Here is a 17,524-nt window from a genome sequence, read left to right on the forward strand (position 1 = left end):
CAATCTACGAAAATATCGGACCGAACCATGGAGCGTTTAGGGAAACGCCTGGGCGTAGTTCCAATAAACGTAGACGTCAGGCATTTGCCCTCTCTCACCAAACCGAATAGACCGCATTCAGCTTTTTGGCTGTCCTTGACCCTCATCTGTCGCAACGTCCCGTCCAAGCCAATGCGAGGACAACACCATGGCCGATCACTATCAACTCAATCTGGGTTCATTGCGCAGCAGCATCACCCTGACCCTGCATACCCACCATGCAGCCCGTATCTGGCAAGGTCGAGCCGCACGCGAAGGCGTCCACTCGATCATGGGTATGGCCGGTTACATCAGTGTCACCAACCTGATCAAACAAACTGCGGCCCAGGACGATCCCTATGCCGATTGGGCCATCGTGCAGCTCGAAGAAAAATTGATGCAGGCAAAGGCTGGGATGCTGGAACTGACTCAACAGTTAGACCGAATAAGACAGGACCTACCGACACAGATCGATATGGGGGACAACCTAAACATCCACCCCGTCACTTTGCCATTGTACATCGGCAGTCAGCTGGGTTTTCTGGCGGTTTACCTGCTAACCGACTACGACACGCTGGTCCGCCATACCCTCTTGGCCCATCACACGGCTTTGATCGGCCGCAGAGACATGGAAGCCTGGATCGACGACGGTGCCCACCTGTTACGCAGCCTGTTCGGTCAGGCGCAACGTTATCGACATGCCGGCGTTACACGCGATGATATGGCCGCAAATAATGCCCGCGCCCTGGCGGCCGTGGAGAAGTATGGATTGCCCCCGATGGACATCCTTGAGGGTCATCGCCGTTCTCAGTTTGCGCCGCCGATCATTCGCCGTGGTGCTGTAGCAGTGGATGACGCTGACGCGTTGGCAGAGGACGTGGATGGTCCGTCTGTGACCGTGAATGAGCCGGAGGCTGACGCATGAATCCCATGACCCCGATTCAACCAATGCCCTTCGAAGCGTTGACACCGGATGCCTATCGGCAGCTCGAACACGCTGCCTCCCTAAAAGGCCTTTTAAAACCGTTTAAGGGTAAGGGGGAGTTGGAGCACCTGGCGCAGGTGGCGAGGGAAATCGAGGCGCAGTTATGTCGCCTGATGGAGGCTGTCGTGCAGCAAGCCGGGCAGCCGCCGTACTCGCTATTGAAGATACGATTGGTGCTGCAGAAGACCAGTGCGGGCAGCACCTTTTTGCGTTGGCGTACCCGTGATTTTTCTCGCATGGGTGTGGCGGTTTGGGAACGTCAGATCTCCAACAAAGCATTGCCGCAGATCGTACGAAAGGAATTGCACCGTTTCGAATGCGCGCGTATCGCACTAAACCTTCAGATGAGTGTGGTGCATTCGCTCTACCGCCAGGCTACGACCTGCGCGATCAACATGGCCAGTGCCGAACAGTTGCTGCGCCAGTTCACACCCGCAGTGGAGAAAACACGATGAGTACTTTTTTCGTCGGCGAAGGCAATATCGGCAGTGCGCCAGAGTTCCAGGAGTTCGCCTCAGGCAATGACGAGCCACGGCGTTTGCTACGGCTGAATGTGTACTTCGACAACCCCATACCACGCGAGGGCAGCTATGAAGATCGGGGCGGCTATTGGGCGCCGGTTGAGCTCTGGCACCGTGAGGCAGAACACTGGAGCACGCTGTACCAGAAAGGCATGCGCGTGCTGGTCGAAGGTCGTACGGTGCGCGATGAGTGGGAGGACAGCGAAGACAATGCGCGGGTGACCTTCAAGATCGAGGCCCGCCGAGTCGGCATCCTGCCTCACCGGGTGCACAGTGTGGTCATGCGGGAACGCTCCAGTGAAACGGCGGCCTCTCAAAATACAGAACAGGGCAGTTCACCGACGTCGAAACCCAAGAAACACAGAGGTCAATCACCTAAAGCCTAAACGACTTCAGGCATAAAAATTGCGCCTTTGCGCGAAGTTCCTGGCCTGTCATTGCTCGCTGCTCGTGAAGCCCCCACCCATTTACAAATGCTCCAAAGGTAGCAGCTTCAGACCACTCAAAGCCGCCCTCATCGACTAATATGAGGAACCTGCCATTCGGGTTTCTCATATCTCGCCCCTGCTACTTCGAACAACGCTGCTCCGAACTCAATCCGGAGTAGTTATATGCACCTCTTCCTCTGCGAAAAACCTTCCCAGGGTCGTGACATCGCCAAGGTTCTCGGAGCCACTCGGCGTGGCGATGGTTGCCTGATCGGCCCCGAGACAACTGTCACATGGTGTATCGGCCACCTACTGGAGACGGCCCCGCCTGAAGCCTACGGCACTCAGTACAAGAATTGGTCGTTGGATCATCTACCGATCATTCCGGCGCAGTGGCAAGTGGAGGTCAAACCCAAGACTTCCGCGCAGTTCAAAATCATCAAACGCCTGCTCAGCGAAGCCACCACCGTTGTCATCGCAACCGACGCCGACCGAGAGGGTGAGATGATTGCCCGCGAATTATTGGAGCTCTGCCAGTACCAAGGCGCTGTTCAGCGCCTCTGGCTGTCCGCACTCAACGAAGCATCGATTCGCAGGGCACTGACCTCGCTGAAGTCTGGTCAGGAGACCTTCCCGCTCTATCACTCGGCCCTCGCCCGCAGCCGTGCCGACTGGCTGATCGGCATGAACCTCAGTCGTTTGTTTACCCTTCTTGGTCGGCGGGCAGGCTACGACGGCGTTTTGTCAGTGGGGCGCGTCCAGACACCCACCTTACGTCTGGTGGTCGATCGGGATCGTGCGATTGCCGGCTTCATCCCGGTGCCTTACTGGAACATTGAGGTACACCTATCGTCGATGGGCCAGCGATTCATCGCGTCGTGGTTACCGCCATGCTCAGGACGGGACGAGTCGGGGCGTTGCCTACAACAAGTGCTTGCCCATCACGCGGTCCAAACAATCACCGACGAGAAGCCCGCCACAGTACTCTCGTTACATACTGAGCATTTCCGAGAACCGCCGCCCCTGCCCTTCGACCTAAGCACGTTGCAGGAAGTCTGCTCGCGTAAGCGGGGGCTCGGCGTCCAGGAAACCCTGAACATAGCCCAAGCCCTGTATGAAACCCACAAAGCCACCACCTACCCGCGCAGCGATTGCCGCTATTTGCCAGAGAATATGCTCAACGAGGCACCCGCGGTACTCGATGCCATGCTCAAAACGGATCCTGCACTCAAACCTGCATTTGGGGGCCTCGATCAATCACTGCGCTCCCGCGCATGGAACAATGCCAAGGTCACCGCGCACCACGGCATCATCCCCACCACCGAGCCGGCAAACCTGGTGCGGATGTCCGAACAAGAACGCCATGTCTACGAACTGATCCGTAGCCACTACCTAGCGCAGTTTCTTCCGCCTCATGAGTTTGATCGGACCCAGGTCGAACTGGCGTGTGGCGAAGAACGATTGACCGCTGTGGGCAAACTGATCTTGGTCCAGGGCTGGAAAAGCTTGCTCTCCGAAAACACCGAGGAGGATGAGCACAGTCAAAAATCCCAAGTCTTACCCATCTTGCAACAGGGCACGCCGTGCACAGTGGACGATGTCGAACTCAAATCCATGCGAACTGCCGCTCCTAAAGCTCTCACCGAGGGTGATCTGATCAAGGCGATGAAAAACGTCGCCAAGCTTGTCAATGACCCACGCCTGAAACAGAAACTTCGGGACACCACCGGTATCGGAACCGAAGCCACACGAGCCGGCATTATCAAAGGGTTAATTGATCGCGGTTATTTGCTGAAGAAAAAACGCGCGTTAATAGCTACGACGGCGGCCCATACCCTCATCGAGGCGGTACCCGCTGCAGTTGCGGATCCTGGYATGACCGCGATCTGGGAGCAGGCGCTTGACGAAATCGAAGCGGGGCGCCTGTCCTTGGAGGAGTTCGTTGCCAAGCAGGCGAGCTGGATTGCTAAGTTGGTCGAACACTATGGAGCGCTCACCTTGTCGATACCGGTCGAAGCCGGCCCAGCCTGCCCCATTTGCAATGCCTCAATGATCAAGCGGAAGGGCAAATCTGGGCCGTTCTGGTCATGCTCGCAGTATCCGAACTGCAAGGGCAGTACGCAGTTCAGAAAAGAGACGCGCCGCGCATGACAGTTCGGTTGAGATCAACATGAAGTTAGGGTGGTGCACAGCTCAGTGCATCATCAGCGGCGCCTGATCCCGCTCCAAGTCGATCAAAGGTTGTCCGACTTCACGGGCCAAAGCGATGCCTGTCGAAATCCATATCTGCCCCAGTTCGTTGAAGGCTTTTAGGTGGGCAGGATCTTCGTTGAGCCAATGAACAAGGCGTTCGAAGTATTCGGGGTTATCCGGGCAGTCATGAATCTTGATGAACAGCTCCAGTGTTTGATCCCAAATCAGATCCATGTCCTCCTTACTCTCATCTTCCATGCTCAACCATCCCTCAACTTGGTCCTGTCAGACCGTCGCTCTTACTAACCAATCTGGACTCCGATCCCTGAAGGGAAAGAAACCACGTCGCGATACTTAGCTGTTTCAGTCACTATAACAACCCAATGAGTCGACACTCAACCCTTAAGGATGTTCATGTCAACGGGTCTTTGCTCAACCATTCGGGTTGAACTGGAGAACTCATCACTTGGCACATAAACATCCAACCCAAGCCCAAATCGGGCGCATGATCGCGAAACACCGCAGCGAGCGTAATCTGACCCAGGAAGAGGTGGCTGAACGTTTAGGGATCGGTAGCGAAGCCATCTCGCGCCTGGAGCGGGGTGTAGTGGAGCTTTCAGTGGTCAAGCTGATGCAACTGGCTGATATTTTCGATTGCCGGATGGACGAACTCCTGACGGCATCGAGTAATCGCCCCAATGACCAGGGTCAGATGATCGCGGGTCTGCTGAGTGGACTGAAAGAAAGCGACCGTGCCTTTATCTTGGCAACCGTCGAACAATTGGCCGCACATCTCGGCAGTAAGTAACCTCTTTCATCGTGTTCAACGTAGCGTCTTATGAAGGGGGCCTGAAGGCTTGACGTCGTATTGACGTATCTGCTGTAGTAGCCTCGGATAACCGCCAACGGCGACCCAAGACCGATTAGCTCCGGGCAGTTCGGTCAAACTCTTCGAGTTCGGAGCCTCCTCTTCTGCGGAATTTAATTCCCGTTTTTTTGCTCGACCTGATTGTGGTGGCGGATGACCACTGTTGCCTCTACCCGGCAATAGCGGTCATCCGCTTCGGCTATCGTATTCAGTCCCGGAGCCCACCGGGGAAACACAGGGCACCCTTTGTGCGCGGATGCGTGCCAGCATATTCCGACCCAGGCCACGACAAGGGTCGGTTGGCGAATCATTGCGCAGTTCAACCAAGTTTTGCGAGGAGCTTGTCGACTGCGTTGGACCGTCAAAGGTGGTTTTTCTCTTCCTCGCCTGGCACACCGCTAGGCCCACTCTTCTTTTTTTTCATTTTCTTAATTCCAGTGACTACCACCGTATTCCGGCCTTAAAAAATCGGGTTGTAGCGTCTTGACGCTCCCCTGTGACAGGCTTATACAAAGGGCGTGGTTTGCTGTCGTTGACAGCCCAGCCCAGGTAGCCAAAACCTTCAAGGCTACGCCACGTTCGTGGTGGTTTACCCAAGTGCGATCAGCGTTCGGAAGCTCGCGCGGTTGCCGCTTAAGCGGTGATGAATGCCGACTACTCCATGCCTGCGGGTTACCACTGCAGACGCTCCTCTGCTGCACAGCTACTCACCCAGAAGCTTCATTCTGATGGTCATCGGCTTGCCGGTGGCGAGTCGTTCATCGCTCGACTTCACCTTACCCACCCTGACGGGGGCTCACTTTCCCGTCAAGGACTGTGCGTCGCCGTTTTCCCTTGAAACAGGAGAACAACCATGGCCTACGCCAACCAATCCCAAGAAGCGACCACTTACTTCAACCTGCACACCGTCGGAATTGGCTACCTCAACCGTGTTCGTGAAGTCCAAGTGCGTCGTGGCCAACCCTTCATGGCTTGCGATATCGCAGCCTTGCATGGTGCCAACGATGCAGTGGAGTACACCCGTTTCGACTGCAAAGTCGCTGGTGGCGAAGCTGACCGTTTGATTCGTCTCTATATGGACGCCGTCAAGGCCGAGAAAAAGGTCTTGCTGTCGTTCCGTATTGGTGACCTGTGGATCGACCCATTTCTCTATGAGAAAGGCGATAAACAAGGCCAACCTGGCGCCAGCCTGAAAGGTCGTTTGCTGTTCATCGACTGGATCAAGGTCAATGGCAAGCTCGAATACAAAGCGCCCGCCAGGCAGGAAGCAACAGCACCTGCTGAGCAAGCGCCAAACAATGAATCATCCCCAACATCGGCTGATGTCGAAACTAAGGATATCGGTAATCCAACAGAGCTCAGGACTAAACCTGCATCTCCAACCACTCCCCGTACGGCCCGCCGTGTCACCACACGTGCTGTTCATTCCGCCTGAACAATCCATGATGTTTTACATCAAGGCGCTCAATCGAGCGCCTTTTCTTCAGCCAGCACAGGAGAACCAATATGGAATGCTTCTGGCTTTGCGACGACTGCCTGTTCGGTGCGGCTTACGAGGACTACAGCACGTTATCGCTGTATCACTCGCCGGATGAGACCGAACAACGCATCGCCGCGATACATCGTGGGCTGGTTCGGCTAATGCCTATCAGTGCCGACTTCGATCCCGAAACTGGCCACGGAATAAGAACCTTTTCCCCATTGCCCTGCGACGGTTGTGGTTCACCTCTGCACGGCCAACGTCACCGATACACTCGGATGTAAACACTACATCACCTGCAAACGCCTGCAACTCCACACCCACCCAGGGGATACCACTCCCCTCGGGCGTGTACCCCTGATTATTCCCTTCGGAGGTAGCGCCATGAGCCCCCTACTCAAACTGATTGAGACCTCGGATTCCGAGGCGGATCGCACTGTCCAAGAAAACCAGCTGATCGACGAAGCGCTGCACATTCTGGATCGTCGGCTTTTCGCCCGCGGTCCTATCCTGACGTCGCCTGACACCGTAGCGGCTTACCTAAAACTGCGTCTTGCGCACCAAGACCATGAAGTCTTTGGTGTGATTTTTTTTGACGCCCAGCACAGGGTGCTGGCGTTCGAAATCCTCTTTCACGGCAGCATTGATGGCGCCAGCGTTTACCCCCGCCAAGTCGTTAAGCGTTCCCTCGCGCATAACGCTGCGGCCGCCATTTTTGTTCACAACCACCCCTCGGGGTGTACGGAACCCAGCCACGCGGATCGCGTCTTGACCGCTCGGTTGAAAGAGGCCTTGGCCTTGATCGACGTGTGCGTACTGGATCACTTCATCGTGGGTGAAGGTCGCCCGCTCTCCCTTACCGAATACGGCTGGCTTTAAACCTCACAGGCGCCTACGGGCGCCTTGTTTATTTCAATTCTGGAGAACCCTTATGAACCAAACCCTAGCCCTGCTCCCCGCTTCAAACCCATTTGCTCGCGGTTATGACAACTTGCATATCGAACGGCTGTTACTGATCACCTACGAAAACAACTACCCTCCCTGCTTTCGCCCCCTGCACGACTCACAGGTCCATCTGCCCGACGATGAACTGCAGACATTCCCCTGCATTTTCAATGACGATTTTGCCTTGATCAACGAAGGTCAACCCGTTCCGGATGAGTTGAATGAATGCTGTCAGTCCACCGGACTGGTGCGCCAAGTGATCTACGCCGTGATGGGCGAAATGCTCAACGAGCGGCATCATGTCGGAGATCTGTACTCCCTGGAAGATTCCCAAGCCGTGATCCGTCGCTTGAGCTTCGAGACGGGACACTACAGTCGAACCTGGGAGATCAGCACCGCACACCTCACTGAAGAAGCATTGCGCTACTTGGAACACCGGGCTGGCAATTTCGACTCCAGACCAACCGGTCTGCTGTTCGAACCCTTTGTCCTGACGGACTGCAATGGCGTCGGGTGTAAGCTGATCGGCACGCCCTGGACCGACAATAACCTGGAGGAAATCGAGGGCTGTCCTTACTCATCGCTGAGGCAAGAGCAACTCGATGCCGGTACGCCGGCAGCCTTGGTCAACATACTGTATTTGGCGGCATTGGCGGATGTGCGATTGTTGATCTTCGATCCCGACGCTGCTGTCTTGAATGGGCTCGCCATTTTCGATGAATAGCAACGCGTTCAGCGTTAACACGACCCTCCTTGAATCGACTTTCTAAATGAATCGCTCCTTCACCTCATGTCAGGTTCTGCACTGAATCTGACATGAGGTTTTTTTCATGGAGCGTTTTTTTACGCCTGTCTGCCTGCTGGTTTTTTTGAGTGCCTGCAGCGCGCAAATCCCCACCCCATTGCCGACTAATCCAAAGATCGACAATGGCTCCAATCTGACCCAATTATCAAGGAGCCCGGCCGAAGCAAGCCATTCGGCGGAGATCCGTTATGGTCGCTATACGCTGGTGAGCACAGAGCCCACCACGGAGCAACGTGATCTTCTCGCTCAAATCATTGATGTGAACATACCGTCCAACCTTAATCCCTCGGTACAGGAGGCGATGCACTACGTGCTGCAGCGCTCGGGTTATTCGCTCTGCCCTGCCACCGAGCCAGTAAAGACACTTTTCACTCGGCCTCTGCCTGCAGCCCATTACCAGCTCGGCCCGATTCCGTTACGCAGCGCACTACAGGTAATGGCTGGCTCCGCTTGGCAACTCACGACCAATGAGGTCAGCCGTTCGGTCTGCTTCGAACGGCAGAAAACGAAGGCTGGCGTCGCGCTGTTACTCCCCATCTCGTCCCATCAGTCGGGGGTACGTCCATGAAAGTCTCGACGTTTCAAACCCTCATTGTCGGCTCACTTTGCCTGGCGGTCTCCGGGCTGAGTGGTGGTTTGTACAACCAGTATCAACGCGTGATTGAGCTAGAAAATGCGAACACCCAACACCTAGAGATCCTGAAAACCTTGCAACGTGATTCGAGCGCTCTCAAAGACGCGCAGGAGAAGCTGCAGTACGCACTGAAAGACCTGAAGCAGATGGTGGATTCCGGTGAGCAACAGGCCAACACACTCGATCCGATGTTGGATCAATGGGCGCAAGAGATACAGGAACTGCGCGACCGTCTGGCAGACCGAGCCACTGCAGCCGACATGAACGCGCTACGCGCACGACTTGAGCACGTCGAGCAGCAACTCCTGGACCTCAAGCCACAGCCAACACTTCAACCACCGACACCTTCCCCGGCCAAGCCGAAGAAAACCGCTCGCCCAGAGCCTGCCCCACTCCCCCCGCCATTCTCAGTATTGAGTGTCGAGTCCCGTGGTGGCGAGCGATTTCTGGCGGTCGTGCCTCCTGATAGTCGCTCGCTCAACGATATCCGGTTGCTGCACAACGGCGAGCAGCTCGGCACATGGCAACTGAAAGTGCTGGAGCCGAACGCGGCCATCTTCGCAGTGACCGCTCATCCAGACCAGACAGTGCAAATCCCCTGAGAAACGACTATGAACCGAGCGCCACTGTTGCCCGTCGTCTATCTCGTTTCGCTGCTTAGCACGGGCGCTGCGATGGGCACCCCTGTCACGACACCGTCACGGTTCCAGGACACACAATCCACTCCCCTGGGACGCTCGCACTCTGAACAGGCTGCAAGCTGGGGTCTGACGGAGCAGGAGTGGACGCGCTTCGAACAGATCCAAGCCGGCCCACGTGGTTTCTGGAGCCCGAACCTCGATCCGTTGACCGCCCTCGGGGTTGAGGCCCAGACCGACCAAGAGCGCCAGCGCTATGCCGAATTGCAGGTAGCGCTGGAAGCCAAACGCGCCGAGCGCGAGTTGGCCTACCAAAACGCTTACACCGCGGCCTGGACCAAGCTGTTTCCTGGGCAGCTACCGATCCAGGGCATGGCATCTTCGCCCCCTACCAGCTCATCGGTCGCACCGCGCTCAGCCCTATTTGTGGAGGACCACTGCCCGGCGTGCACCGCCGCAGCACAACGGTTGCAAAACAGTGAAGCGGCGTTCGATATCTACCTGGTGGGCAGCCAGGGCGAGGATGAACGCGTCCGCAGCTGGGCTCGCCAGGCAGACATCGATCCGGCCAAGGTTCAACGCCGGCAGATCACCCTGAACCATGACCGTGGTCGCTGGTTCAGCCTAGGTGCCCCAGGACCATTGCCCGCAACATTTCAACAGGTGAATGGACAATGGCAACGTCTCGATTAATTACTATTGCCCTCCTGCTGACGGTGCACGCGGTTCGGGCTAACGAACTTCCCCCTCCGGCTTATCAACTGGCGGCGCATGACGCCAACATCCCTTCTACGGTGTTGTTCGCGATTGCCTTACAGGAGAGCGGTATTCGCGTCCGTGGTCGACTGCTGCCGTGGCCTTGGACCCTGAATATCGCCGGAACACCCTACCGTTTCGCCACTCGCCAGGCCGCATGTCACGCCTTGCTCCAGGCGCTCACACAATATGACTCTAAACGGGTCGACGCCGGACTTGGGCAAACCAACCTGGGTTATCACGGACAACGTTTTTCCAGTCCCTGCGAAGCTCTCGAACCCTACCGCAATCTGGCTGTGACTGCCGCCCTGCTGCAAGAGCATCACGCCGTCACCGGTGATTGGGTTTCAGCCGCTGGGCGTTATCACCGACCTTCGGGAGGTTTACCCGCCGCGCGCTACCGCGATGGATTCTCTCGGCACCTCGCACGGCTACAGGCTTCCGCTGAACAAGGCACACCACCATGAAACGAATTCCTATTGCCTATTACTTCTCCCTGCTCTTGGCTGCTTTCGCCCAGTCGAAACAATCCGTTGCAGAGGACCAGTTTTGCGGCTTCACCCATCCCCATCTTCAAGTTACCAGGCCGCCCATAAACAACAATCTCCAGCCTGGTCGCGCCATGCATGCGGACTTTTCCACGTTTGCCGATGAAACCTGGATATTACCCGTTCGCAGCTCCCACTTGAGCCCAGGCCAAATCAAGTCTCGCGCCTTAAACATGCCGGGATTACGGCCATTTTTCCTGGTGGGTGAGGATACCCACTCACTGGCTTGGTTGCGTCAACGCGCGACTGAATTGCAAGAAATGGGCGCGGCTGGTCTAGCGGTTGAAGTAACCGATGCCGAAGCTTTGATCCGGATTCGAGCAGCCGCCCCGGGCATCACCATCCTGCCGGTCAACGGTAACGACATCGCCACCCGCTTGCAGATCGAGCACTACCCCGTCTTGATCACCGCCACCTCATTGGAACAATGAGTCCAGGTCATGGCCGAACATGCGATGGAGTCCAAGCTCCGGCCGGCGGTGGAGTTGTACACAGTAGCGATCTGCATCGCCGCCGCGGTGTTGTGCGTGTACTCGCCCTGGGCTGTGGCCCTGTCACCCGAGATCGGGCTGGTTGCGGCGCTGGCCTATACCCTATTCGGCCTGATCCGCCTGCGACAAGCCTGGGAGGTGTTGCGCTATCGACGCAATATCCGCCGGCTGCCCCGCTACGAACTGACAAGTCGGCAGATTCCCATCAGTTGTAAGCGTCTGTTCATGGGCCGCGGATTTCGCTGGACCCGCCTGCATACCCAGCGCTTGGTCGAGGCTCAGGACCCAGCGGTCGCCCATTATGTCGACCAACCGACACGCTATCGCATGGCCCGTGGTCTCGAACGGTCCCTTGAGCATGCACCGTTTCCGCTCTCGATATTGGCCCGTGTCACTGCCTGGGACAGTGCCTTCAATCCGTTGCGCCCTTTACCACCGGTAGGAGGCTCGCCACTGCTGCATGGGGTCGAGCCCGATGAAACGGAAGTCAGTCTGCCACTGGGCGAACGGGTCGGTCACACCCTAGTGCTAGGCACGACCCGCGTCGGCAAGACTCGACTCGCCGAGGTGTACATCACCCAAGATATTCATCGCATTGAACACGAGGTCGTCATCGTCTTCGATCCGAAGGGCGACGCTGACTTGCTCAAACGAATGTATGTCGAGGCCAAACGTGCCGGTCGAGACAAGGAGTTTTATGTTTTCCACCTAGGCTGGCCGGAGATCTCCGCGCGCTACAACGCGGTGGGACGTTTTGGACGCATTTCGGAAGTGGCGTCACGCATCGCCGGGCAACTCAGTGGCGAAGGTAATTCAGCGGCCTTCCGTGAATTCGCCTGGCGTTTCGTCAACATCATCGCACGGGCGCTGATCGAGTTGGGCCGACGCCCGGACTATCTGCAGATTCAGCGGCATGTGGTCAACATCGATGCGCTGTTCATCGAATACGCCCAGCAGTTTTTCGCCAAGACCGACCCGAAGGCCTGGGAGGTGATCGTCCAGCTCGAAGGCAAGCTCACCGAGAAGAACATTCCGCGGCATATGATAGGACGCGAAAAGCGGGTGGTGGCCATCGAGCAATACCTGGCGGTGAAGCGTGTATTTGATCCGGTAATGGACGGACTGCGATCAGCGGTACGCTACGACCGCACTTACTTCGACAAAATCGTGGCCTCACTGCTGCCGCTACTGGAGAAACTCACCACCGGCAAGACCGCCCAGTTACTGGCTCCCAACTACACCGACCTGGATGACCCGCGGCCGATCTTCGACTGGATGCAGATCATCCGAAAACGCGGCATCGTCTACGTTGGCCTGGATGCGCTGACTGATGCCGAAGTGGCCGCCGCCGTGGGCAATTCAATGTTCGCCGACTTGGTCTCGGTCGCGGGACATATCTACAAACATGGCATTGACCATGGGCTGCCTCAATCTGACAACGCTGGTGACAAACTGCCAATCAACCTGCATGCCGATGAGTTCAACGAGTTGATGGGCGATGAGTTCATTCCGCTGATCAACAAGGGGGGCGGTGCCGGTATCCAGGTAACCGCCTACACCCAAACCCTCAGCGATATCGAAGCACGTATAGGCAACCGCGCCAAGGCCGGCCAGGTGGTCGGCAATTTCAACACCCTACAGATGCTGCGGGTGCGCGAAACCGCGACCGCGGAACTGCTCACCCAGCAGTTGCCCAAGGTTAATGTGCTGACCAAGACCCTGGTCTCGGGCGCGACCGACACCTCCGATCCGGAGGCCAACACAGACTTCACCTCGTCCTCACAGGACCGTGTCAGCAGCACCAGCGTGCCGCTGATCGAGCCTGCTCACATCGTCAGTTTGCCCAAGGGGCAAATGTTCTCCTTCCAGGCCGGGGGCCAGCTCTGGAAAGTCCGCATGCCGTTGCCAAAACCCTCCAACGACGATGCCATGCCCAAGGACCTGCAGGAGCTTACCCAGATGATGCGGGCGGCTTACAACGAGCAGGCGGGTCAATGGTGGAGTGCAAGCGGTGGCGGCCCGACTACAAACTTCGATTTGGATCAGGTCGGATAGCCCAACATAGTTGTTCGATTTAACAGCACATGGTTCAGATGGCGTCGTGCCCACATCAACTCTGCAACTCGCAATATGGAGTGAACGATGGCGATTTCCGCCCAGAACACGTCGCCACAACCGATCCAGCGCCCGGGATTGATTATCTCGGCAATCAGCCTAGTCCTGCGCATCATCGGTGTGCTAATCGCGTCGTTGCTGTTCTCGATCCTCATCGAGTTCACCGGTTTGCTACTGGTCTGGGGTGATCAGGGTTGGCATCACAGCGAAACCATGCTGAGTAGCGAACTGGGCTGGCTCAATGAGCACTTCAAAGTGTCACTCATCCTCCGACAGCCTGGGCGAACGATTGTCCAGTTGCTGGACTTCCTCAACCAATGGTTGTTGGTCGAGACTGGCTTTGCGGATTTTGCCCGGCAGTCGCGGGTGTCGAGCCAGGGCAACAGCTTCTGGAGCTGGACCAACCAGCTCTACGTGAGCATTGAAGATTTCGCGCTGGCGGCGGTGTATATGACCTTCACATTTGTTGTGCGCCTGACCATTCTGATCCTGGCCACACCAATGTTTCTAATGGCTGCGCTAACCGGTTTTGTCGATGGCTTGATGCGACGCGACCTACGCAAGTTCGGGGCAGGTCGCGAAAGTAGTTTTGTTTACCACCGAGCTAAGCGGGCAGTACTACCATCGCTAGTAGTGCCCTGGATTATTTATCTATCACTGCCATTTTCACTCAACCCGCTTATTATCTTTGTGCCGTGCGCCGCGATGGTTGGGGTAACAACAGCGATCACCGCAGCGACGTTCAAAAAATATATATGACAGTGCAATGGGGCTTTCTAAACTTGAAAGACACACGTTGATCAAAGAGCTCTTCATCAGACAGAAAACCCGAAAAAGATCGATAAAGACGACCAGCTTCGGAATATAGCAACTGGTCGTCCGCCTGATGTGGGCTATTTCGAAGCAACGCTTGCCTTACCCTCTACCGAATCAGCGATTCCGGCATGGACCTGAGCAACCGGGTGAACGCTGCCATTCATCCAGTCGTCCTGAATTACACCGTTTTTGAATCTGGCTTGTGTGAGCACAGAATCATTCGACATTCGAAGCCCTCTCATCCTGGTCGGTGCATAGGCCTCCCATTCTGTGACGTTATTGATAGGCTGCAACGAGGGATGTTTATCATTCTTAGGCTTACGCCACCCAGGCAGATCAGCAACATCGCACCTGCCGTTTAGCTTGTCACAGGCACTTGTTACAGCACACATGGTCCGGTCACCAAGTGGAGACTCAAACCCCTTCTGTGATTCAATGGTTGTCCATCCGACATTCGCAATGGCATCCCTCTGCGCTTTTTGAAGAGGTTTAATAAACGTCTCAGTGATGACTTTCGCGTCCTTATCCTCTATTCGATAGATAAAGTTCTTGAACCATCCCTTGGTGATTACAAACTTATCTGCCGTACTGTTAGTAAACTCACTCAGGGATTCATTACCCTGCGACATTCGACTTGAGCAAACCTCTGTCAGCTTATCTGGCAAAGGGTTAGGATAGACAAGCTCCTTCACTACTGCCGGTTTAGTGTTCAAGACGCTATTGAAGGCCCAGGCCAGATCAGAGTACACGTACTTGGTTTCTTTAGTCGCCATTTTACCGGCCGGTGCTGGCTCCTGGACTTTCAGCATCCCTCGGAAAAATGTAACTCCAACAGTGGCCAGTACTTTCCTAGGACTCATCACGCTACCTACCGCTGTCGCGGGGACCAGCCCCCACATAACCACTCCCGAAAAACCAAAATCATTACCTCCAAACGATGTCAGAAGCTCGTCTGGCTGTCTAAGGCTCCCTTGGCACCTATCATATTTAAACTCGCCGTAGTAAGGGCTTGAACGTAAACCCTTTAGCTGTGGGCGGAATGACTTTGAAAGTCCTGGCTCTGTATTTCCATCACAGAGCAGCGCGATGGCGGCGTTGAGTTGAGACTTATTGAGGACCTCCTTCGTGCTTTTGTCTTCAACAAACACAGTTTTTCCGGACCGTTTCTCTTCCTTGGTCGTTTGAGCGACAAGAACGTTTCCGCCATCCCGCATCCACCCCTTTTTAACCCTACCCTCTCCCAAGTTCACAGGGGGATTAATCTGGGCCCTGAAAAAACCATCGTAAACTTCGGCGCCAGAGCATGAAAACGACGCAAACCTCACCACCAGATGATCATCGGCAACAGCTGTCCGAAGTGCGTAGAGAGATTGCCATGACAAAAATGAACGGTGGCAGGTGGTATCCCACCAGTCCGCTGGTGCTGTGAACCTTCGATTTGACATGTTCCCAGCAAGGAACCAAGACAACCCTTCAACACTGGTGGTGTTCGGCTTTCCGGAGCCTTGTTCAGGGAGCGTACTAGTGATTGCAGCATGGTCCGGGTTGCCCTCCCCAGATCCGAAAGAATCACCGACCGCAATAATCAGCTTGGTCGATATGCGCTGATCTTTAAGCTCCTGTGCTGGCGCACCATCAATTGATACCAAAATGGTGAACGGCTTGTCCTCACCTACCTGCGATGCAATGGCTGATCCTTCGCATGGCACTGCTGGACCACTAGAACCCCCATTGATACTCCATTGGCAGGCTTGCCCCTCCGTTGCTCCCTCGTATTTCAGTAGGACGTTATGAGCAGAGTTAAAGAGCCCTTGGTTGTTGTAAACCCCTTTGGTTTTATCCCACCAAGTTTGATTGATAGGCAGCAGCGCCCTGAGGGAGGCCGCATTCTGTGTAGCTAGAAAATCCTCCGCCGACATACCGGGCTTCCAGACCTGCTTGATCTTCTGGAAATCCGAATCATTTTTGAACTGCTGAAAGCCATTTGCAACTGCCCAGGTTATTTCCCCTGCTTCAGCTACTATTGGCATCGCCAGCAAAGTGGCAAACGCGATGTACCTGCGCATAAACATCCCTCCCCTCCAGCTATCTAACGAACTGTAGATTATCTATAGCAGTGGTTCTATGGCTTTGCGTGGACGCTTCGATTATTTATTTGAACCACCGCTACACGCTGAAAGTGGGAGCCCTCGCCACAATTCTGTAATTAGATGTCTCTAGCGCTTCCCCAGAAAAAGCGATTCAACACAGCTCATATTCCCTACTGAATAATTCGACCTCTGACCTGATTCTGTCCTCAGCCCCATATGAGCCAGCATCATGCCGACTACAGCCTCTCGCAGCTCCTTACTTATTGTACTGACCATCATCCATGGCAGCAGCTATGCCGCCTCGGCTTATGAGCAGGAACAGCTCAGCCTGGTCCAGCATCAGCTCGATACTATCGAACACGTTTCGACACGAGCTGAAACGGCCATTACGGTTGAGCCAGGTGAACGCTATCGCTTCGACTACCCCCGACTTATTCGAGACATACAGCGCATTCGTCTTGGTGTGCATGACTACCTCTCTCCCTCCCGCGCTCAACCCCGCGATCCCAGTGAGCTGGTCGGCGATTACCGCCTCGACACTCCGTCTTCGGAGCCTTCGCCATGAGCATGACTGACGCTCAGATCGCGGCCTTCCAAAACGCCTCCGGCTTTTCGGCACAGAGCAGCTCAACACTGTGGCTGTCCCTGGTTCTCGTCCTTGCTTTGCTGTGGTGTGCCTGGGTGATGTGGACGGCTTACCGGGGCTGGGCGACAGGAAGCGTGCGCTTTGGTGCCTTCGGCGGAAGCGCTGCGCGCGTACTGCTTACCTTGCTGATTTTGATGTTCTTCACCCTGTCCTAACACCGGAGATCGCCATCATGCTCAAGTGCCTTATCCCCCTTAAAAACAACCTGCGTGATCGTGCAAGCCAACGCTTAATAGGTCTGCTGCTGGTCCTTGGTCCAGGCCTAGCTTTTGCCGAGCTACCGACCATGGAGGCGCCTTCCCGAGGCGAAGGTTCCGGACTGATCGAGACGATCAAAAACTACGCCTACGACGCCGGAATTCTACTAGGCCTGCTGATTGCCCTTCTCGCGTTTCTCGGCGTGGCTTGGCATTCTCTGACCGTATTTGCCGACGTCCAAAACCAGCGCAAGACCTGGAAAGACCTCGGCGCGGTAGTCGGTATCGGCGCCCTGTTGGTGGTGATCATCATCTGGTTTCTCACCAAGGCTGCCGCGATTTTGTGAGGT

At 55.7% G+C, this 17,524-nt stretch carries 21 protein-coding genes; 19 read left to right on the plus strand and 2 right to left on the minus strand.

Annotated elements, in window-relative coordinates:
* Positions 1–187 precede the first annotated feature (187 nt).
* The 4 genes from AC1D2Q_RS05880 (at position 188) to AC1D2Q_RS05895 (ending at position 4,103) form a co-directional block, all read left to right on the plus strand.
* Positions 188–943, plus strand: coding sequence for a PFL_4669 family integrating conjugative element protein (locus tag AC1D2Q_RS05880; protein ID WP_053136396.1), 756 nt, complete (start codon positions 188–190; stop codon positions 941–943).
* Positions 940–1,458 (plus strand): DUF3158 family protein, encoded by a 519-nt coding sequence (locus AC1D2Q_RS05885; RefSeq protein WP_477812559.1) that lies wholly within the window; start codon positions 940–942, stop codon positions 1,456–1,458. Before AC1D2Q_RS05880 ends, AC1D2Q_RS05885 begins: the two co-directional genes overlap by 4 nt.
* Positions 1,455–1,910 (plus strand): single-stranded DNA-binding protein, encoded by a 456-nt coding sequence (locus AC1D2Q_RS05890; protein WP_017530156.1) that lies wholly within the window; start codon positions 1,455–1,457, stop codon positions 1,908–1,910. Before AC1D2Q_RS05885 ends, AC1D2Q_RS05890 begins: the two co-directional genes overlap by 4 nt.
* 225 nt (positions 1,911–2,135) lie before the next feature.
* On the plus strand, positions 2,136–4,103 hold the full coding sequence (locus AC1D2Q_RS05895) for a DNA topoisomerase III (protein WP_477812560.1): 1,968 nt from the start codon (positions 2,136–2,138) through the stop codon (positions 4,101–4,103).
* A gap of 42 nt (positions 4,104–4,145) precedes the next feature.
* On the opposite strand, the gene AC1D2Q_RS05900 is transcribed toward AC1D2Q_RS05895, so the two are convergent.
* Complete coding sequence (locus AC1D2Q_RS05900; RefSeq protein ID WP_477812561.1) at positions 4,146–4,379, minus strand: hypothetical protein; 234 nt, start codon at positions 4,377–4,379, stop codon at positions 4,146–4,148.
* 232 nt (positions 4,380–4,611) lie between these two features.
* Between AC1D2Q_RS05900 and AC1D2Q_RS05905 the strand changes: the two genes are divergently transcribed.
* The 12 genes from AC1D2Q_RS05905 (at position 4,612) to AC1D2Q_RS05960 (ending at position 14,184) form a co-directional block, all read left to right on the plus strand.
* A complete protein-coding gene (locus AC1D2Q_RS05905; RefSeq protein ID WP_003235829.1) occupies positions 4,612–4,953 on the plus strand; it encodes a helix-turn-helix domain-containing protein in 342 nt (113 codons plus the stop codon).
* 913 nt (positions 4,954–5,866) lie between these two features.
* Complete coding sequence (locus tag AC1D2Q_RS05910) at positions 5,867–6,448, plus strand: STY4534 family ICE replication protein (RefSeq protein ID WP_046035428.1); 582 nt, start codon at positions 5,867–5,869, stop codon at positions 6,446–6,448.
* Positions 6,449–6,519: 71 nt separating this feature from the next.
* Positions 6,520–6,777, plus strand: coding sequence for a hypothetical protein (locus AC1D2Q_RS05915; protein WP_078824271.1), 258 nt, complete (start codon positions 6,520–6,522; stop codon positions 6,775–6,777).
* A 100-nt stretch (positions 6,778–6,877) separates the two neighbouring features.
* On the plus strand, positions 6,878–7,372 hold the full coding sequence (locus AC1D2Q_RS05920) for a JAB domain-containing protein (RefSeq protein WP_477812562.1): 495 nt from the start codon (positions 6,878–6,880) through the stop codon (positions 7,370–7,372).
* 52 nt (positions 7,373–7,424) lie between these two features.
* The gene (locus AC1D2Q_RS05925) at positions 7,425–8,162 is read left to right on the plus strand and encodes a DUF5983 family protein (RefSeq protein WP_477812563.1); all 738 of its coding nucleotides are present in this window, start codon (positions 7,425–7,427) and stop codon (positions 8,160–8,162) included.
* Between the two features lie 106 nt (positions 8,163–8,268).
* The gene (gene pilL2, locus AC1D2Q_RS05930; RefSeq protein WP_477812564.1) at positions 8,269–8,811 is read left to right on the plus strand and encodes a PFGI-1 class ICE element type IV pilus protein PilL2; all 543 of its coding nucleotides are present in this window, start codon (positions 8,269–8,271) and stop codon (positions 8,809–8,811) included.
* Entirely contained in the window at positions 8,808–9,479 is a 672-nt protein-coding gene (locus tag AC1D2Q_RS05935; RefSeq protein WP_477812565.1) for a chemotaxis protein, read from the plus strand. Before pilL2 ends, AC1D2Q_RS05935 begins: the two co-directional genes overlap by 4 nt.
* Before the next feature lie 9 nt (positions 9,480–9,488).
* Positions 9,489–10,208 carry a TIGR03759 family integrating conjugative element protein gene (locus AC1D2Q_RS05940; protein ID WP_477812566.1) on the plus strand — a complete coding sequence of 240 codons (720 nt, stop codon included), beginning with the start codon at positions 9,489–9,491 and terminating at the stop codon, positions 10,206–10,208.
* The gene (locus AC1D2Q_RS05945) at positions 10,190–10,738 is read left to right on the plus strand and encodes a lysozyme family protein (RefSeq protein WP_477812567.1); all 549 of its coding nucleotides are present in this window, start codon (positions 10,190–10,192) and stop codon (positions 10,736–10,738) included. Before AC1D2Q_RS05940 ends, AC1D2Q_RS05945 begins: the two co-directional genes overlap by 19 nt.
* On the plus strand, positions 10,735–11,250 hold the full coding sequence (locus AC1D2Q_RS05950) for an integrating conjugative element protein (protein ID WP_477812568.1): 516 nt from the start codon (positions 10,735–10,737) through the stop codon (positions 11,248–11,250). The genes AC1D2Q_RS05945 and AC1D2Q_RS05950 overlap by 4 nt, the downstream gene beginning before the upstream one ends.
* Before the next feature lie 9 nt (positions 11,251–11,259).
* Positions 11,260–13,365 (plus strand): type IV conjugative transfer system coupling protein TraD, encoded by a 2,106-nt coding sequence (traD, locus tag AC1D2Q_RS05955; RefSeq protein ID WP_477812569.1) that lies wholly within the window; start codon positions 11,260–11,262, stop codon positions 13,363–13,365.
* Between the two features lie 87 nt (positions 13,366–13,452).
* Positions 13,453–14,184: a TIGR03747 family integrating conjugative element membrane protein gene (locus tag AC1D2Q_RS05960; protein WP_122765581.1), complete on the plus strand. Its 732-nt coding sequence runs from the start codon at positions 13,453–13,455 to the stop codon at positions 14,182–14,184.
* 134 nt (positions 14,185–14,318) lie between these two features.
* On the opposite strand, the gene AC1D2Q_RS05965 is transcribed toward AC1D2Q_RS05960, so the two are convergent.
* Complete coding sequence (locus AC1D2Q_RS05965; protein ID WP_477812570.1) at positions 14,319–16,307, minus strand: hypothetical protein; 1,989 nt, start codon at positions 16,305–16,307, stop codon at positions 14,319–14,321.
* Between the two features lie 253 nt (positions 16,308–16,560).
* Between AC1D2Q_RS05965 and AC1D2Q_RS05970 the strand changes: the two genes are divergently transcribed.
* Genes AC1D2Q_RS05970 through AC1D2Q_RS05980 form a run of 3 tightly spaced genes read left to right on the plus strand, consistent with a single transcriptional unit; the run spans position 16,561 to position 17,521 of the window.
* Complete coding sequence (locus tag AC1D2Q_RS05970) at positions 16,561–16,896, plus strand: integrative conjugative element protein, RAQPRD family (protein ID WP_477812571.1); 336 nt, start codon at positions 16,561–16,563, stop codon at positions 16,894–16,896.
* Positions 16,893–17,132 (plus strand): TIGR03758 family integrating conjugative element protein, encoded by a 240-nt coding sequence (locus AC1D2Q_RS05975; RefSeq protein ID WP_122765578.1) that lies wholly within the window; start codon positions 16,893–16,895, stop codon positions 17,130–17,132. Before AC1D2Q_RS05970 ends, AC1D2Q_RS05975 begins: the two co-directional genes overlap by 4 nt.
* 17 nt (positions 17,133–17,149) lie before the next feature.
* The gene (locus tag AC1D2Q_RS05980) at positions 17,150–17,521 is read left to right on the plus strand and encodes a TIGR03745 family integrating conjugative element membrane protein (RefSeq protein WP_477812572.1); all 372 of its coding nucleotides are present in this window, start codon (positions 17,150–17,152) and stop codon (positions 17,519–17,521) included.
* The last annotated feature ends 3 nt before the right edge of the window (positions 17,522–17,524 follow it).

The organism is Pseudomonas sp. P1_A1 (genome assembly GCF_056406935.1).

Bases quoted from the DNA above. Each gene is read 5' to 3' on its own strand.
- AC1D2Q_RS05980 (WP_477812572.1), top strand. From the start codon at position 17,150: ATGCTCAAGTGCCTTATCCCCCTTAAAAACAACCTGCGTGATCGTGCA.
- AC1D2Q_RS05950 (WP_477812568.1), top strand. From the start codon at position 10,735: ATGAAACGAATTCCTATTGCCTATTACTTCTCCCTGCTCTTGGCTGCT.
- traD (WP_477812569.1), top strand. From the start codon at position 11,260: ATGGCCGAACATGCGATGGAGTCCAAGCTCCGGCCGGCGGTGGAGTTG.
- AC1D2Q_RS05940 (WP_477812566.1), top strand. From the start codon at position 9,489: ATGAACCGAGCGCCACTGTTGCCCGTCGTCTATCTCGTTTCGCTGCTT.
- AC1D2Q_RS05890 (WP_017530156.1), top strand. From the start codon at position 1,455: ATGAGTACTTTTTTCGTCGGCGAAGGCAATATCGGCAGTGCGCCAGAG.
- AC1D2Q_RS05910 (WP_046035428.1), top strand. From the start codon at position 5,867: ATGGCCTACGCCAACCAATCCCAAGAAGCGACCACTTACTTCAACCTG.
- AC1D2Q_RS05945 (WP_477812567.1), top strand. From the start codon at position 10,190: ATGGCAACGTCTCGATTAATTACTATTGCCCTCCTGCTGACGGTGCAC.
- AC1D2Q_RS05880 (WP_053136396.1), top strand. From the start codon at position 188: ATGGCCGATCACTATCAACTCAATCTGGGTTCATTGCGCAGCAGCATC.
- AC1D2Q_RS05915 (WP_078824271.1), top strand. From the start codon at position 6,520: ATGGAATGCTTCTGGCTTTGCGACGACTGCCTGTTCGGTGCGGCTTAC.
- pilL2 (WP_477812564.1), top strand. From the start codon at position 8,269: ATGGAGCGTTTTTTTACGCCTGTCTGCCTGCTGGTTTTTTTGAGTGCC.
- AC1D2Q_RS05960 (WP_122765581.1), top strand. From the start codon at position 13,453: ATGGCGATTTCCGCCCAGAACACGTCGCCACAACCGATCCAGCGCCCG.
- AC1D2Q_RS05965 (WP_477812570.1), bottom strand. From the start codon at position 16,307: ATGCGCAGGTACATCGCGTTTGCCACTTTGCTGGCGATGCCAATAGTA.
- AC1D2Q_RS05925 (WP_477812563.1), top strand. From the start codon at position 7,425: ATGAACCAAACCCTAGCCCTGCTCCCCGCTTCAAACCCATTTGCTCGC.
- AC1D2Q_RS05885 (WP_477812559.1), top strand. From the start codon at position 940: ATGAATCCCATGACCCCGATTCAACCAATGCCCTTCGAAGCGTTGACA.
- AC1D2Q_RS05970 (WP_477812571.1), top strand. From the start codon at position 16,561: ATGCCGACTACAGCCTCTCGCAGCTCCTTACTTATTGTACTGACCATC.
- AC1D2Q_RS05975 (WP_122765578.1), top strand. From the start codon at position 16,893: ATGAGCATGACTGACGCTCAGATCGCGGCCTTCCAAAACGCCTCCGGC.
- AC1D2Q_RS05935 (WP_477812565.1), top strand. From the start codon at position 8,808: ATGAAAGTCTCGACGTTTCAAACCCTCATTGTCGGCTCACTTTGCCTG.
- AC1D2Q_RS05900 (WP_477812561.1), bottom strand. From the start codon at position 4,379: ATGGATCTGATTTGGGATCAAACACTGGAGCTGTTCATCAAGATTCAT.
- AC1D2Q_RS05920 (WP_477812562.1), top strand. From the start codon at position 6,878: ATGAGCCCCCTACTCAAACTGATTGAGACCTCGGATTCCGAGGCGGAT.